The organism is Haloferax sp. ATCC BAA-644, from assembly GCF_000336975.1.
GTDB classification, from domain to species: domain Archaea; phylum Halobacteriota; class Halobacteria; order Halobacteriales; family Haloferacaceae; genus Haloferax; species Haloferax volcanii.
The window spans coordinates 1-13,442 of the sequence record NZ_AOLF01000024.1 but is presented as its reverse complement, the minus strand read 5'-3'; the positions used below and the strand labels follow the sequence as shown (position 1 = coordinate 13,442).

At 64.8% G+C, this 13,442-nt stretch carries 24 protein-coding genes; all 24 read left to right on the top strand.

The genetic code is table 11. From position 1 onward, the window contains the following. Positions 1-747: a 50S ribosomal protein L4 gene (rpl4p, locus tag C458_RS11410; RefSeq protein ID WP_008575840.1), complete on the top strand. Its 747-nt coding sequence runs from the start codon at positions 1-3 to the stop codon at positions 745-747. Beyond that, positions 744-995 carry a 50S ribosomal protein L23 gene (locus C458_RS11405; protein WP_008575837.1) on the top strand — a complete coding sequence of 84 codons (252 nt, stop codon included), beginning with the start codon at positions 744-746 and terminating at the stop codon, positions 993-995. Before rpl4p ends, C458_RS11405 begins: the two co-directional genes overlap by 4 nt. A 2-nt stretch (positions 996-997) precedes the next feature. Continuing rightward, entirely contained in the window at positions 998-1,723 is a 726-nt protein-coding gene (locus C458_RS11400; protein WP_004042612.1) for a 50S ribosomal protein L2, read from the top strand. 2 nt (positions 1,724-1,725) lie between these two features. After that, on the top strand, positions 1,726-2,148 hold the full coding sequence (locus C458_RS11395; protein ID WP_004042610.1) for a 30S ribosomal protein S19: 423 nt from the start codon (positions 1,726-1,728) through the stop codon (positions 2,146-2,148). Between the two features lie 3 nt (positions 2,149-2,151). After that, entirely contained in the window at positions 2,152-2,613 is a 462-nt protein-coding gene (locus C458_RS11390) for a 50S ribosomal protein L22 (RefSeq protein WP_004042608.1), read from the top strand. After that, complete coding sequence (locus tag C458_RS11385; RefSeq protein WP_008575836.1) at positions 2,613-3,521, top strand: 30S ribosomal protein S3; 909 nt, start codon at positions 2,613-2,615, stop codon at positions 3,519-3,521. Before C458_RS11390 ends, C458_RS11385 begins: the two co-directional genes overlap by 1 nt. Continuing rightward, entirely contained in the window at positions 3,522-3,734 is a 213-nt protein-coding gene (gene rpmC, locus C458_RS11380) for a 50S ribosomal protein L29 (protein WP_004062417.1), read from the top strand. Continuing rightward, positions 3,734-4,165, top strand: a complete 432-nt coding sequence (locus C458_RS11375) for a ribonuclease P protein component 1 (protein WP_008575835.1) — start codon at positions 3,734-3,736, stop codon at positions 4,163-4,165. Before rpmC ends, C458_RS11375 begins: the two co-directional genes overlap by 1 nt. Beyond that, a complete protein-coding gene (locus C458_RS11370) occupies positions 4,156-4,500 on the top strand; it encodes a 30S ribosomal protein S17 (RefSeq protein WP_013035359.1) in 345 nt (114 codons plus the stop codon). The genes C458_RS11375 and C458_RS11370 overlap by 10 nt, the downstream gene beginning before the upstream one ends. Then, positions 4,500-4,898 carry a 50S ribosomal protein L14 gene (locus C458_RS11365; protein ID WP_004042597.1) on the top strand — a complete coding sequence of 133 codons (399 nt, stop codon included), beginning with the start codon at positions 4,500-4,502 and terminating at the stop codon, positions 4,896-4,898. The genes C458_RS11370 and C458_RS11365 overlap by 1 nt, the downstream gene beginning before the upstream one ends. A 1-nt stretch (position 4,899) precedes the next feature. Next, positions 4,900-5,256, top strand: coding sequence for a 50S ribosomal protein L24 (gene rplX, locus C458_RS11360; RefSeq protein WP_004042593.1), 357 nt, complete (start codon positions 4,900-4,902; stop codon positions 5,254-5,256). Continuing rightward, positions 5,253-5,996, top strand: a complete 744-nt coding sequence (locus C458_RS11355) for a 30S ribosomal protein S4e (RefSeq protein WP_008575832.1) — start codon at positions 5,253-5,255, stop codon at positions 5,994-5,996. Before rplX ends, C458_RS11355 begins: the two co-directional genes overlap by 4 nt. Next, positions 5,993-6,511, top strand: coding sequence for a 50S ribosomal protein L5 (locus C458_RS11350; protein WP_004042589.1), 519 nt, complete (start codon positions 5,993-5,995; stop codon positions 6,509-6,511). Before C458_RS11355 ends, C458_RS11350 begins: the two co-directional genes overlap by 4 nt. Further along, on the top strand, positions 6,508-6,684 hold the full coding sequence (locus tag C458_RS11345; protein WP_004042587.1) for a 30S ribosomal protein S14: 177 nt from the start codon (positions 6,508-6,510) through the stop codon (positions 6,682-6,684). Before C458_RS11350 ends, C458_RS11345 begins: the two co-directional genes overlap by 4 nt. 3 nt (positions 6,685-6,687) lie before the next feature. Then, positions 6,688-7,080, top strand: coding sequence for a 30S ribosomal protein S8 (locus tag C458_RS11340; protein WP_004042581.1), 393 nt, complete (start codon positions 6,688-6,690; stop codon positions 7,078-7,080). A 4-nt stretch (positions 7,081-7,084) separates the two neighbouring features. After that, complete coding sequence (locus C458_RS11335) at positions 7,085-7,621, top strand: 50S ribosomal protein L6 (RefSeq protein ID WP_004042575.1); 537 nt, start codon at positions 7,085-7,087, stop codon at positions 7,619-7,621. After that, the gene (locus C458_RS11330; protein ID WP_004042573.1) at positions 7,621-8,328 is read left to right on the top strand and encodes a 50S ribosomal protein L32e; all 708 of its coding nucleotides are present in this window, start codon (positions 7,621-7,623) and stop codon (positions 8,326-8,328) included. The genes C458_RS11335 and C458_RS11330 overlap by 1 nt, the downstream gene beginning before the upstream one ends. Beyond that, positions 8,328-8,783: a 50S ribosomal protein L19e gene (locus tag C458_RS11325; RefSeq protein WP_004042571.1), complete on the top strand. Its 456-nt coding sequence runs from the start codon at positions 8,328-8,330 to the stop codon at positions 8,781-8,783. Before C458_RS11330 ends, C458_RS11325 begins: the two co-directional genes overlap by 1 nt. Then, positions 8,783-9,337 carry a 50S ribosomal protein L18 gene (locus tag C458_RS11320; RefSeq protein WP_004062419.1) on the top strand — a complete coding sequence of 185 codons (555 nt, stop codon included), beginning with the start codon at positions 8,783-8,785 and terminating at the stop codon, positions 9,335-9,337. The genes C458_RS11325 and C458_RS11320 overlap by 1 nt, the downstream gene beginning before the upstream one ends. Then, a complete protein-coding gene (locus C458_RS11315) occupies positions 9,334-9,978 on the top strand; it encodes a 30S ribosomal protein S5 (RefSeq protein ID WP_004042565.1) in 645 nt (214 codons plus the stop codon). The genes C458_RS11320 and C458_RS11315 overlap by 4 nt, the downstream gene beginning before the upstream one ends. Beyond that, the gene (locus C458_RS11310) at positions 9,978-10,442 is read left to right on the top strand and encodes a 50S ribosomal protein L30 (RefSeq protein WP_004062421.1); all 465 of its coding nucleotides are present in this window, start codon (positions 9,978-9,980) and stop codon (positions 10,440-10,442) included. The genes C458_RS11315 and C458_RS11310 overlap by 1 nt, the downstream gene beginning before the upstream one ends. Further along, positions 10,439-10,936, top strand: a complete 498-nt coding sequence (locus C458_RS11305) for an uL15m family ribosomal protein (RefSeq protein WP_008575827.1) — start codon at positions 10,439-10,441, stop codon at positions 10,934-10,936. The genes C458_RS11310 and C458_RS11305 overlap by 4 nt, the downstream gene beginning before the upstream one ends. Positions 10,937-10,939: 3 nt before the next feature. Then, a complete protein-coding gene (secY, locus tag C458_RS11300) occupies positions 10,940-12,409 on the top strand; it encodes a preprotein translocase subunit SecY (RefSeq protein ID WP_004062422.1) in 1,470 nt (489 codons plus the stop codon). A gap of 165 nt (positions 12,410-12,574) precedes the next feature. Beyond that, a complete protein-coding gene (locus tag C458_RS11295) occupies positions 12,575-13,306 on the top strand; it encodes a hypothetical protein (protein WP_008575824.1) in 732 nt (243 codons plus the stop codon). The last annotated feature ends 136 nt before the right edge of the window (positions 13,307-13,442 follow it).

Genomic DNA, 13,442 nt, shown 5'->3' with positions numbered 1-13,442 from the left:
ATGCAGGCAACTATCCGAGACCTGAACGGCGACGACGCGGGCAGCATCGACCTGCCCGAGGTCTTCGAGACGGCTTACCGTCCGGACCTCATCAAGCGTGCCGTCATCGCCGCGCAGGCAAACCGAAAACAGCCGTACGGTGCCGACCCCTACGCCGGACTTCGAACCCCGGCAGAGTCCATGGGCAGCGGCCGTGGGATGTCCCACGACCCACGCCAGAACGGCGTCGCCCGACGCGTCCCGCACGCCGTCTCCGGCCGTCGCGCTCACCCGCCGAAGGCCGAGAAGGACCAGGGGAAGGAGATCAACACGAAGGAGCGTAAGCTCGCCGTCCGCTCGGCGCTCGCCGCCACGACGGACACCGAGCTCGTCGCCGAGCGCGGTCACCGCTTCGACGACGACGTCGAGCTCCCCCTCGTCGTCTCCGACGACTTCGAGGACCTCGTCAAGACGCAGGAGGTCGTCGACCTCCTGCAGTCCCTCGGCGTCTACGACGACATCGAGCGCTCCGAGGAGAACAAGAAGGTGAAGTCCGGTCAGGGCAAACTCCGCGGCCGCAAGTACACCCGTCCGAAGTCCATCCTCTTCGTGACGGCAGAGGAGCCGTCGAAGGCTGCTCGCAACCTCGCCGGCGTCGACGTCGCCACCGCGGCGAACGTCTCCGCCGAGGACCTCGCGCCCGGTACGCACGCCGGTCGCCTGACGCTGTTCACCGAGAGCGCGCTCGAGGAGGTCGCAGACCGATGAGCATCATCGAACACCCGCTGGTCACGGAGAAGGCGATGAACCAGATGGACTTCGACAACAAGCTCCAGTTCATCGTCCACATCGACTCGACCAAGTCCGACGTCAAGTCGGAAGTCGAGTCGCGCTACGACGTGGCCGTCGAGAAGGTCAACACGCAGGTCACGATGAAAGGCAAAAAGAAAGCAACAGTTCGTCTCTCTGAAGACGACGACGCGCAGGAAGTCGCGTCGCGTATCGGGGTGTTCTAACCATGGGACGCCGAATTCAGGGCCAGCGTCGCGGTCGCGGTACGTCCACGTTCCGGGCGCCGTCGCACCGCTACAAGGCCGAACTGTCGCACAAGAAGTCCGAAGACAAAGACACCATCTCGGGGACGGTCGTCGGCATCGAGCACGACCCCGCACGAAGTGCGCCCATCGCCCTCGTCGAGTTCGAGGACGAGCAGCGCATGATTCTCGCGCCCGAGGGCATCAGCGTCGGCGAAGAGCTTCAGATCGGCGTCTCCGCCGAGATCAAGCCCGGCAACACGCTGCCGCTCGCCGAGATTCCCGAGGGTGTTCCCGTCTGTAACGTCGAGCACCAGCCCGGCGACGGCGGGAAGTTCGCCCGCGCCTCCGGCGTGAGCGCGCAGTTGCTCTCGCACGACCGCAAGGTCGCCATCGTGAAGCTCCCGTCGGGCGAGGTCAAGCGCCTCAACCCCAACTGTCGAGCCACCATCGGCGTCGTCGCCGGTGGCGGCCGCACGGAGAAGCCGTTCGTCAAGGCGGGGAAGAAGTACCACAAGATGAAAGCGCGCGGTATCAAGTGGCCGCGCGTGCGTGGTGTTGCTATGAACGCCGTCGACCACCCGTTCGGTGGCGGCGGCCGGCAGCACCCCGGTCAGCCGAAGTCCGTCTCGCGGAACGCTCCGCCGGGCCGGAAGGTCGGTGACATCGCCTCCAAACGCACCGGTCGCGGTGGCAAGGGAGGGAAGTAACCATGAGTACGCAATACCGCACCGGCCGCGAAGGTGAGTTCACCTACCGCGGCTACACGCTCGACGAGCTGCAGGAGATGGAGCTCGACGAGGTCGCGGAACTGCTCCCCGCTCGTCAGCGGCGAACCATCACCCGAGGCCTGTCGGCCGAGCACGAGAAGCTGCTCGCGAAGGCTCAGGACAAGACGGAAGAGGAGACGGCTAACGCGCCCATTCGAACGCACCTGCGCGACATGCCGATTCTCCCCGAATTCGTCGGTCTCACCTTCGCCGTCTACACCGGTCAGGAGTTCGAGCGCACCCAGATTCAGCCCGAGATGATCGGCCACTACCTGGGCGAGTTCCAGCTGACCCGTAGCTCGGTCGAGCACGGTCAGGCCGGTATCGGCGCGACCCGGTCTTCGAAGTTCGTGCCCCTCAAGTAAACCATGGGAATCAACTACAGCGTCGAGGCCGACCCGGACACCACGGCCAAGGGTATGCTCCGGGACCGGCCCATCAGCATCAAGCACAGCAAGGCCATCTCCCGCGCCATCAAGGGGATGCCCGTCGCCGACGCAGAGGAGTACCTCGAAGCCGTCATCGACGGCGAGCGGTCGGTTCCGTTCAAGCAGCACAACTCCGGCGTCGGTCACCGAAGCGACATCGACGGCTGGGACGCGGGACGGTACCCCGAGAAGGCGTCCAAGGCGTTCCTCGAACTCCTCGAAAACGTTCGCAACAACGCGACCGAACAGGGCTTCGACGGACCGGCCATGGAGATCAAGCACGTCGCCGCCCACAAGGTCGGCGAGCGTCAGGGTCGCAAGCCCCGCGCCTTCGGTCGGGCGGACCCGTGGAACACCCCAATCTGTGACGTCGAACTCATCATCGAAGAGGTCGAGGAATAATGGCTGACGAACACCAATTCATCGAGAACGGACTGCAGCGGTCCCAGATCGACGAGTTCTTCGCAGAAGAGCTCGGTCGAGCGGGCTACGGCGGCATGGACGTCGCCAAGACGCCGATGGGCACCCAAATCGTGCTCAAGGCCGAAAAGCCCGGGATGGTCATCGGGAAAGGCGGGAAGAACATCCGTAAGGTCACCCGCGAACTCGAAGAGCGATTCAATCTCGACGACCCCCAGATCGACGTGCAGGAAGTCGACGAGCCGGACCTCAACGCCCGGATCGTCGCCGACCGCCTCGCCAACGCGCTCGAGCGCGGTTGGTACTTCCGTAAGGCGGGTCACACGACCATCGACCGCATCATGGACGCCGGCGCACTCGGCGCCGAAATCGTCCTCTCCGGCAAGGTCACGGGCGCTCGCTCCCGCGTTGAGAAGTTCAACCGCGGCTACATCAAGCACAACGGCGAGCCCGCACAGGAGATCGTCGACGAGGGCCAGGGCGTCGCAGTCATGAAGCTCGGCACCATCGGCGTGACGGTCAAAATCATCCCGCCGGGTGCGCGACTCCCCGACGACTTCGAAGTCGAGGAAGACGCCAACCCCGACGCGGTCGAACAGATCGAAGAGACCGAGAGCGTCGAGGACCTCCTCGAAGAGGAGCCGGAAGAGGTTCCGGACGTCTCCGAGGACACCGACACCGACGCCGAGACGGACGCCGTCGACGAAGATGTCGTCGAGGAAGCGGCCGTCGAAGCGGTCGAAGAGGAAGTCGTCGACGATGCCGACGACGAGGAAGCGGTCGAGGAGGTCGTCGACGACGACGAAGAACTCGACGAAGACGTCGCCGAAGAGGCGGCCGACCTCGTCGCGGAGATGGAAGACGAAGACGACGAAACGGAGGAAGAATAAATGGCGATCCTCTACACCGAAGAGATTCGCGACATGACGCCCGCAGAGCGCACCGCCGAGCTCGAAGAGCTCGAAACGGAGCTGCTCAACGCGAAGGCCGTGCAGGCCGCGGGTGGCGCGCCGGAGAACCCCGGCCGCGTCTCTGAACTGAAAAAGACCATCGCCCGAATCAAGACGATTCAGGGCGAAGAAGGCGACCTCGACGAAGAATAATGCCACTGACACCCGAGACCCTCACGCGACACGAACTCAACGGCCTCCACGTGGAGGTCGTCGACGCGGCGAACTCCGACCTCGTCGGAATAGCCGGTCGCATCGTCGTCGAGACGATGCACACGTTCATGGTCGACGACGGGTCTCGGGTGCGGCAGGTGCCCAAACGAGGGGCGACCTTCGAATTTGCGATTCCGCGTACAGATGAAGCCGCCGGCGCTGCGAAGGCGTCGGGGACCGCGTCCAAACTTCGGTCGGATACTACTGGCGGATTTGATGCCAGTCAGTCTGATCGGCTCGCCGACTCATCATCGGCGGCTTCCCCTTCGGGGAATTGCGAGGGCGTGGCCTACGTTACGGTGGATGGCGCACAACTGCTCTCACGACCCGCCCTGCGCACCGAAACTACAGGTGACTCGAAATGGCGATAGGACTTGACGTTCCAATGCCTCCGGAACCTGACGATTCCGAGGCTTACGACTACGAAAAATGTCCGTTCTACGGCTCGCTCTCCGTCCGGGGTCAGACCCTGGAGGGGACAGTCGTCTCGACGGACATGGCAAAGACCGTCATCGTCGAGCGGGAGTACGACGTATTCGTTCCGAAGTACGACCGCTACATGAAGCGACGTTCCCGCATCCCGGCACACGTGCCGGGCGTGCTCGACGACGTCGCTGTCGGTGACGAAGTAACGATTGCGGAGACCCGACCTCTCTCGAAGACGAAATCTCACGTCGTCGTCGAGATTATGGGAGGTGACGAGTGATGGAAGCGCTCAAAGCGGACATCACCAAGGGTGTCGCCCGTGGCTCGCTTGTCACGTGCGCCGACAACACCGGCGCTCGTGAACTGAAGATTATCAGCGTCGCGGGTTACTCCGGCACGAAGAACCGCCACCCCAAGGCAGGCATCGGGGACAAGGTGACCGTCTCGGTCACCAAAGGTACCCCCGAGATGCGCCGCCAGGTGCTCGAAGCGGTCATCGTCCGCCAGCGGAAATCCATCCGCCGGCCCGATGGCACGCGTGTGAAGTTCGAGGACAACGCCGCCGTCATCATCGACGAGATGGAAGAGCCTCGCGGGACCGAAATCAAGGGTCCCGTCGCACGCGAAGTCGCCGAGCGCTTCGGGAGTATCGCATCGACGGCTACGATGATCGTATAGTATGACTCGACAACCGCGCAAACAGCGAACCCAGATTCGCGACGCGCCGCTCCACGAGCGGCAAAAGCAGGTCCGCGCACCGCTGTCGGCCGATCTCCGCGAGGAGTACGGCAGCCGTAACGTCCGCGTCAACGCGGGCGACACGGTCGAGGTGCTCCGCGGCGACTTCGCCGGCGAAGAAAGCGAAGTCACCGAGGTCGACCTCACCGACGCCGTCATCTACGTCGACGGTGTCGTCGTTGAGAAAGCCGACGGCGAGGAGGTCCCACGCCCCCTTCAGGCCAGTAACGTCCGCGTGACGGAACTGGACCTCGAAGACGACGTGCGCGAGGCCCGACTCAAGGAGGATAACGAATGACTCGACACCAGAAGCGACTGTCCGTACCGAAGTCCTGGCCGGTCGAGCGCAAGACAGGCACGTTCACGGTCAAGGCCGGAGCGGGTCCGCACGGCGAAGAGGGGGTTCCCCTCCTCATCGTCCTGCGCGACGTGCTCGGCTACGTGGACTCGAAGAAGGAGGCCCAGTACGCCCTCAACCACCAGAGCATTCTGGTCAACGGCAACGTGGCTTCCGACGTCCGCCGTCCCATCGGGATGTTCGACATCCTGGCGTTCGTCCAACGAGAAGAGTACTACCGCGTCTTCCCCGACGAGGGAGGCCGCCTGGCGCTGACGCCCATCGACGCCGACTCGGCATCCAGCCGTCTCGGCAAGATCGTGAGCAAGACGCAGGTCACCGGCGGTGACTTCCAGCTGACGCTCCACGACGGTGCGACCCTCGTCGTCGAGGACGCCTCGGAGTACAGCGGCAAGGACTCCATCGTCGTCGACAACGAGACGAAGGACGTCGTCGCGCACTTCCCCTACGAGGAAGGCGCGCTCGTCACGGCCGTCAACGGACGGCACTCCGGCGAAATCGGTGAAATCACCGAGATTATCGTCACGCCCGGCAGCGGGAACAACTCCGTTGTCGTCGAGACCGAAGACGGCGAGTTCGAGACGGTCGAACAGTACGTCGTCGTCATCGACGAGAACTTCACGGGTTCGGACGACGAGTCCGAAGCACGTCAGGCTGCTGACGGCGGTGATGACGAATGAGCGAGGCTGACTTCCACGAGATGCGCGACCCGCGCATCGAGAAGGTCGTCGTCCACATGGGCGTCGGCGAAGGTGGTCGCGAACTCGCCAAGGCCGAAGACATCCTCGAAGAGATCACCGGTCAGGAGAGCGTTCGCACGATCTCCGGCCGCGCCTCCCAGGACTTCGGCGTTCGCCGCGGCGAACCCGTCGGCGCGAAGGTCACCCTTCGCGGTGACACCGCCGTCGAGTTCCTCGAAACCGCACTCCCCATCGCGGACCTCTCTGTCTCGTCGTTCGACGAGACCGGTAACTTCGGCTTCGGCGTCGAAGAGCACACGGAGTTCCCGAGCCAGGAGTACGACCCGCAGATCGGTATCTACGGGCTGGACGTGACGGTCAACCTCGTCCGCCCCGGCTACCGAGTGAAAAAACGCGACAAGCGTTCCCGTCAGATTCCGTCGTCCCACCGGATGACCGTCGAGGACGCCGTCGCGTTCATCGAGTCCACGTTCGACGTGGAGGTTGAAGAATGAGCGATAGCGAAACAGAACAGACGGGCGAGCACGCGTCCCGCCGCACCGGCCAGGAGAACGAGTGCCGGCGCTGCGGTCGAAAACAGGGACTTGTCAGCAAGTACGACATCAACCTGTGCCGCCAGTGCTTCCGAGAGATCGCCCGCGAGATGGGATTCAAGAAGTACCGATAAGCAATGGCTGACAACGACCCACTCAGTAGCGCGCTCTCCGGTGTGGACAACGCCGAGAGCGTCGGACACCTGTCCCACGAGATCCAGCCCGCCTCCAACATCATCGGCTCCGTCCTCGAGGTCTTCTACGACCGCGGGTACATCGACGGCTTCGAGTTCGTCGACGACGGCAAGGCCGGTCTGTTCGAGGTTGAACTGAAAGGCGCAATCAACGATTGTGGCGTCGTCAAGCCCCGGTATTCCGCCGGAGCCGACGACTTCGAGAAATGGGAGAAGCGATTCCTCCCCGCCCGTGACTACGGCGCGCTCATCGTCACGACGAGCCACGGCGTCATGAGCCACTACGAGGCCCGCGAGAAGGGCATCGGTGGCCAGATCATCGCCTACGTCTACTAGTACAATGAGCCGAATAGAAATCGAAATCCCGGACGAGGTATCCGCCGAGGTCAAGAACCTCGAGCTCACCATCGAGGGCCCCAACGGAAGCGTCACCAAGCGCCTCTGGTACCCGAACGTCTCGGTCTCTGCCGAAGACGGCGCTGTCGTCATCGAGAGCGACGTCGAGAACGCGAAGACCAACGCGACCATCGGTACCTTCGAGAGCCACGTGAACAACATGCTTCACGGCGCGACCGAGGGGTGGGAGTACAAGATGGAAGTCCACTACGCTCACTTCCCGATGCAGGTCAGCGTGGAAGGCAGCGACGTGGTCATCAAGAACTTCCTCGGCGAGAAGTCCCCGCGACGAGCGCAGATTCGCGGCGACACGGACGTACAGGTCGACGGCGAAGAACTCACCCTGACGGGCTCCAACAAGGAGGACGTCGGGCAGACCGCCGCCGACATCGAACAACTCACCCGCGTCAAGGACAAGGACACTCGCGTGTTCACCGACGGCGTGTACATCACCCAGAAACCGCAGACTGGTGATGCCTAATGTCGGAAGAAATCACCGAACTCGAAGACATCAGTGGCGTCGGCCCGTCGAAGGCCGACGCGCTCCGCGAAGCCGGCTTCGAGAGCGTCGACGACGTACAGGCCGCGAGCCAGTCCGAACTGGCCGAGGTCGACGGCATCGGGAACGCGCTCGCCGCGCGTATCAAAGCCGACGTCGGTGGCCTCGAGGTCTCCGACGAGGCCGAGGCCGAAGTCGAAGACGAGTCCGAAGCCGAGCCTGAGGAAGAGGAAGCCGAAGCAGTCGAGACGGAGCTTCAGCCCCGCGGTCACGCGGACAAGAAGCCCCAGCTCGACGACGAAACCGCGGAAGCCTTGGCGCAGAAGCGCCGCGAGGGCAAGCCGCAGTTCAACCGGCAGGACTACCACAAGAAGAAGCGCACGCCCACGTCGTGGCGTCGCCCCCGTGGTGGTCTCTCCAAACAGCGTATCGGAATCAAGGGCAAGGGAGCCAAGGTCGAGGCGGGCTACCGCACGCCGAAGGCCGCCCGCGGCCTTCACCCGTCGGGCTTCGAGGAGGTCCGCGTGTTCAACACGGACGACCTCGAAGGCATCGACGGCGATACGCAGGCAGTTCGCATCGCCTCCTCGGTCGGCGCGCGCAAGCGCGAGCGCATCGAGGAAGCGTGTGAGGACCGCGAGATTCGCGTCCTCAACCCCACCTACGTCGAAGTCGAGGTGGACAACTGATGACGGACCTCAAAGCGCAGAAGCGAATGGCGGCCGACGTCCTCGATGTCGGCAAGAGCCGAGTGTGGTTCGACCCCGAAGAACAGGCCGAAATCGCGGAGGCCATCACGCGCGAAGACATCCGTGAACTCGTCGACGAGGGCACGATTCGCGCCAAGGACGCCAAGGGCAACTCGAAAGGTCGCGCACGCGAGCGCGCCGCCAAGCGTTCCTACGGTCACCGCAAGGGTGCCGGCTCCCGCAAGGGCCGTTCCGGCGCTCGACAGAACAAGAAAGACGCATGGGTCAGCCGAATCCGCGCCCAGCGCCGTCGCCTGAAGGAGCTTCGCGAGGACGGAACGCTCGACCGTTCCCAGTACCGCACGCTCTACAACAAGGCGTCCGGTGGCGAATTCGATAGCGTGGACCGGCTCGAAGCATACATTCAGAACAACTACCAGGTGGAGATTCAATAATGGCGACCGGACCACGATACAAGGTTCCGATGCGGCGTCGCCGCGAAGTCCGGACCGATTACCATCAAAGGTTGCGCCTGCTGAAATCGGGCAAGCCCCGCCTTGTCGCTCGCGTGAGCAACAAGCACGTCAGGGCGCAGCTGGTCACTCCGGGCCCGCAGGGCGACGAGACCCACGCTGCAGCGACCTCTGCCGACCTCGACGAGTACGGCTGGGAAGCCCCCACGGGCAACCTCCCGAGCGCGTACCTCACGGGGTATCTGGCAGGTAAGCGGGCGCTGGCCGCCGGCGTCGAGGAAGCGGTCCTCGACATCGGCCTCAACACGGCCACGCCCGGAAACAAGGTCTTCGCGGTGCAGGAGGGTGCTATCGACGCTGGCCTCGAAATCCCCCACAACGACGCAGTACTCGCTGACTGGGACCGCAACCGCGGTGTCCACATCGCAGAGTACGCAGAGCAGCTCGACGAGCCGCTCTACAGTGGAGAGTTCGATGCCACGAACCTCCCCGACCACTTCGACGAAGTGCTCGGGAACCTTCAGGAGGACGAATGAGCAGCAATAACAACGGCTGGGAGCCGCGAACGCGGCTCGGCCGCATGGTGCAGAACGGCGACGTCACGTCGATGGACCAGGCGCTCGAGACGGGACTTCCGCTCAAGGAACCCCAGCTCGTCGACCAGCTCCTTCCCGGACTGGACGACGAGGTGCTCGACATCAACATGGTCCAGCGCATGACCGACTCCGGCCGCCGGGTGAAGTTCCGGTGTGTCGTCGCAGTCGGGAACCGTGACGGCTACCTCGGCTACGCTGAGGCCCGCGACGACCAGGTCGGCGGTGCCATCCAGAAAGCCATCGAGGTGGCGAAACTGAACATCATCAAGGTAGACCGCGGCTCCGGATCGTGGGAAGACCGCGCAGGCGGCCTCAACTCCCTCTCGCGCAAGGCAGAGGGCAAGGCCGGCTCCGTGACGGTCCGCATCATCCCCGCCCCGCAGGGTCTCGGCCTCGCGGCCGCAGAGACCGTCCGGAACATCCTCGAACTCGCCGGCGTCCAGGACGCCTGGACCAAGAGCGACGGGAACACCCGGACCACGGTCAACCTCGCGAAGGCGACCTACAACGCGCTCAAGAATGCGTCGCAGTCCCGCACGCCGCGGCGCGCTCGTGAAGTCCGTCAGGAGGTGCGCGAATAATGCAGGCTATCGTTCAGCTTCGCGGTGAGGTCAACATCGCACAGGACGTCCGCGACACGCTCACGATGCTCAACATCCACCGCGTGAACCACGCGACGTTCGTGCCCGAGACCGACGCCTACCGCGGGATGATTTCGAAGGTCAACGACTTCGTCGCGCACGGCGAGCCGAGCGTCGACGTCGTCGAGACCCTCATCAGCACGCGCGCCGAGCCCGAGGAGGGCGACGGCGACATCACCGACGAGTGGGTCTCCGAGAACACCGACTACGACGACGTGGCTGCGCTCGCGCAGGCCATCGTCGACGAGGAGACGACGCTGCGAGAGCAGGGCGTCTCCCCCGTGCTCCGTCTGCACCCGCCGCGCGGCGGCCACCGCGGACAGAAGCACGTCACCAAGGAAGGCGGCCAGCTCGGTAAGCACAGCACCGAACAGATCGACGAACTCCTGGAGGACATGCGATGACGTCCAAGAAGCGACGCCAACGCGGTTCCCGCACGCACAGCGGCGGTACGCACAAGAACCGACGCGGTGCCGGTCACCGCGGCGGTCGCGGTCGCGCCGGACGCGACAAACACGAGTTCCACAACTACGAGCCGCTCGGCAAGCACGGCTTCAAGCGACCGGATGTCCTGCAGGACGACGTCGCTGAAGTCAAGGTCCAGAAGCTCGACGAGGACGCGGCGCTCCTCGCGGCCGACGGAGTCGCCGAGAAGGACGGCGACACCTACGTCATCGACGCCCGCGACGTGGCCGAGGACGGCTGGGAAGCGGACGTCGTGAAGGTGCTCGGCGGCGGGCAGGTCCGCAACGAACTGCACGTCGTCGCCGACGCCTTCACGGCCGGTGCCGTCGAACTCATCGAAGAGGCCGGCGGCGACGCCGAACTCTCCGAACGCGCGGAAGAAGCGGCTGAATCCGAGGAATCGGCCGACGCCGACGAAGACGACGAGGAATAAATCATGGGATGGAAGGACGCCGCCGAACCAGTGCTTTCGCGGATGCCCGCAGTCGCCCGACCGGAGGGACACGTTCCGTTCCGCCGGAAGCTCGGGTGGACCGGCGGCATTCTCGTCTTGTACTTCTTCCTGACGAACGTGACGCTGTTCGGCCTCGACGCCGCGACCGCGAACGACCTGTTCGGTCAGTTCCGGTCCATCTTGGCCGGCCAGCAGGGTTCGGTGCTCCAGCTGGGCATCGGTCCCATCGTCACCGCGAGCATCGTTCTACAACTGCTCGGCGGTGCTGACCTGCTCGGGCTCGACACGGACAACAACCCGCGCGATCAGGTCCTCTATCAGGGACTGCAGAAGCTGCTCGTCGGGGTCATGATCTGCCTGACGGGCCTGCCGATGGTGTTCGCCGGCAACTTCCTGCCGGCCGACCAGGCCGTAGCGACATCGCTCGGTATCGGCACGGTCGGCGTGAAGGGACTCATCTTCGCGCAGATCGCCGTCGGTGGCGTCCTCATCCTATTCATGGACGAGATCGTCAGCAAGTGGGGCGTCGGCTCCGGGGTCGGCCTGTTCATTATCGCCGGCGTCAGCCAACAGCTCGTCGGCGGGCTGTTCAGCTGGCAGGGCCTCGGCGGCACGTCGGGCTTCTTCGCGACGTGGATCGGCATCATCACCGGTGCCATCGAACTGCCGGCCTCGCCGACCGACCTGCTGTCGACGGTCTTCCTCGGTCAGGGACAGCTGCTCGCGCTCATCACGACATTGCTCATCTTCGGCATCGTCGTCTACGCCGAGAGCGTCCGCGTCGAGATTCCCCTCTCGCACGCCCGCGTGAAGGGTGCCCGCGGCCGCTTCCCGGTGAAGCTCATCTACGCGAGCGTCCTGCCGATGATCCTCGTTCGCGCCCTGCAGGCGAACATCCAGTTCCTCGGGCGCTTCCTCAACTCCTCGTGGGTCGGCATGCCAGCGTGGCTCGGCCAGTACACGAGCGGACAGGTCACAGGTGGCCTGTTCTACTACCTCGCGCCCATCCAGTCGCGGTCCGACTGGATGTGGTTCCTCGGACTCACGTCGGCCGACCCGCTCGATATCGCCATCCGCGTGCTCATCGACCTGATCTTCATGATCGTCGGTGGCGCGGTGTTCGCGATCTTCTGGGTCGAGACGACGGGCATGGGTCCGGAATCGACCGCGCAGCAGATTCAGAACTCCGGGATGCAGATTCCCGGGTTCCGCCGTAACCCGCAGGTCATCGAGAAGGTCATGGAGCGGTACATCCCGCAGGTGACCGTCATCGGTGGCGCGCTCGTCGGCCTGCTCGCCGTCATGGCGAACATGCTCGGCACCATCGGCGCAGTCTCCGGGACGGGGCTGCTCCTTACGGTCTCCATCACGTACAAGCTGTACGAGGAGATCGCGGAGGAACAGCTCATGGAGATGCACCCGATGATGCGCAACATGTTCGGCTCCGAGTAGCGAGCCGAGTCCCGACGCGCTCGACTGCCGCCGCACGCTCGCGGCGAACGTCACTTCCACTTCATTTCTGCCGCGCTCGACCGGATAGCGGCGCGTTCGTCTCGGACCGCCCGGCTCGCCGGATAATCCGGCCACTTTTGACTCCCGCCGGCGGAACAGCGGGGTATGCACGAGGGGCGACTCGCGGTCGACATCGAGACGGCAAGCCCGAACGGTCAGCCGAGCGACTTCCGGAACACCGACGACTTCGAGTTGGTCGCCGTCGGCCTCGGCCACCGGGGCGACGGCGACGACCCCGAGGTCGAAGTCGAAGTGCTCCTCCGCGACGGCGACTGGTCGCTCGACCGCACCGCCGACCTCCTCCGGCGGGTCGTCGAGTGGTGCGAGGCCCGCGGCGCGGGCGGCGAGGGCGTCGTCACCTACAACGGCGAGTACTTCGACGAACACCACCTCCGCGCGTGGGCCGACCGAGTCGCGGACGCCGGCGTCTGGGCGGACGCGCCGAGCCGAATCGACGCGCTGTTCGCGGACCACGTCGACCTCGGGATGCTCGCCGCCGAGGCGTACCCGGAGGCGGTCCGTCCGAACCGGGACATCCCCGCGCTGTGGAAGGCGTGCGAGGAGGCGGGCGTCGACCAGCCGACCGTCTGGTACGACGACTACGACCTCCCGGCGGGCTACCTCGACCGTCTCGGCGTCGAGGACGACCACGTCAAGGGAGCGCACGTCGGCGAGGCGCTGGGCGAGGCGTACGTCGACGGCGTCGTCGCGGAACTCGACCACACCCGGACGCACGCCGAACTCACTCGACTCCTCGTCGACTACGCCGCCGGCGACATCGAGCCGCTGTTTTCGCTCCACGACGCGCTTCGCCGGGCCGACGCGAGCGCGGACTGACCCGGTTCGTCCCTGTCGACCCGACGCGGCGCCGTCGGTCGGACCCGCGCGTCGTTCTGTCTCGCGGCAAACGTTTAGCCGCCGGCAGTCGTATCGCGTGGGATGAACGCTGTCTCTTATACACATCTCTGATGGC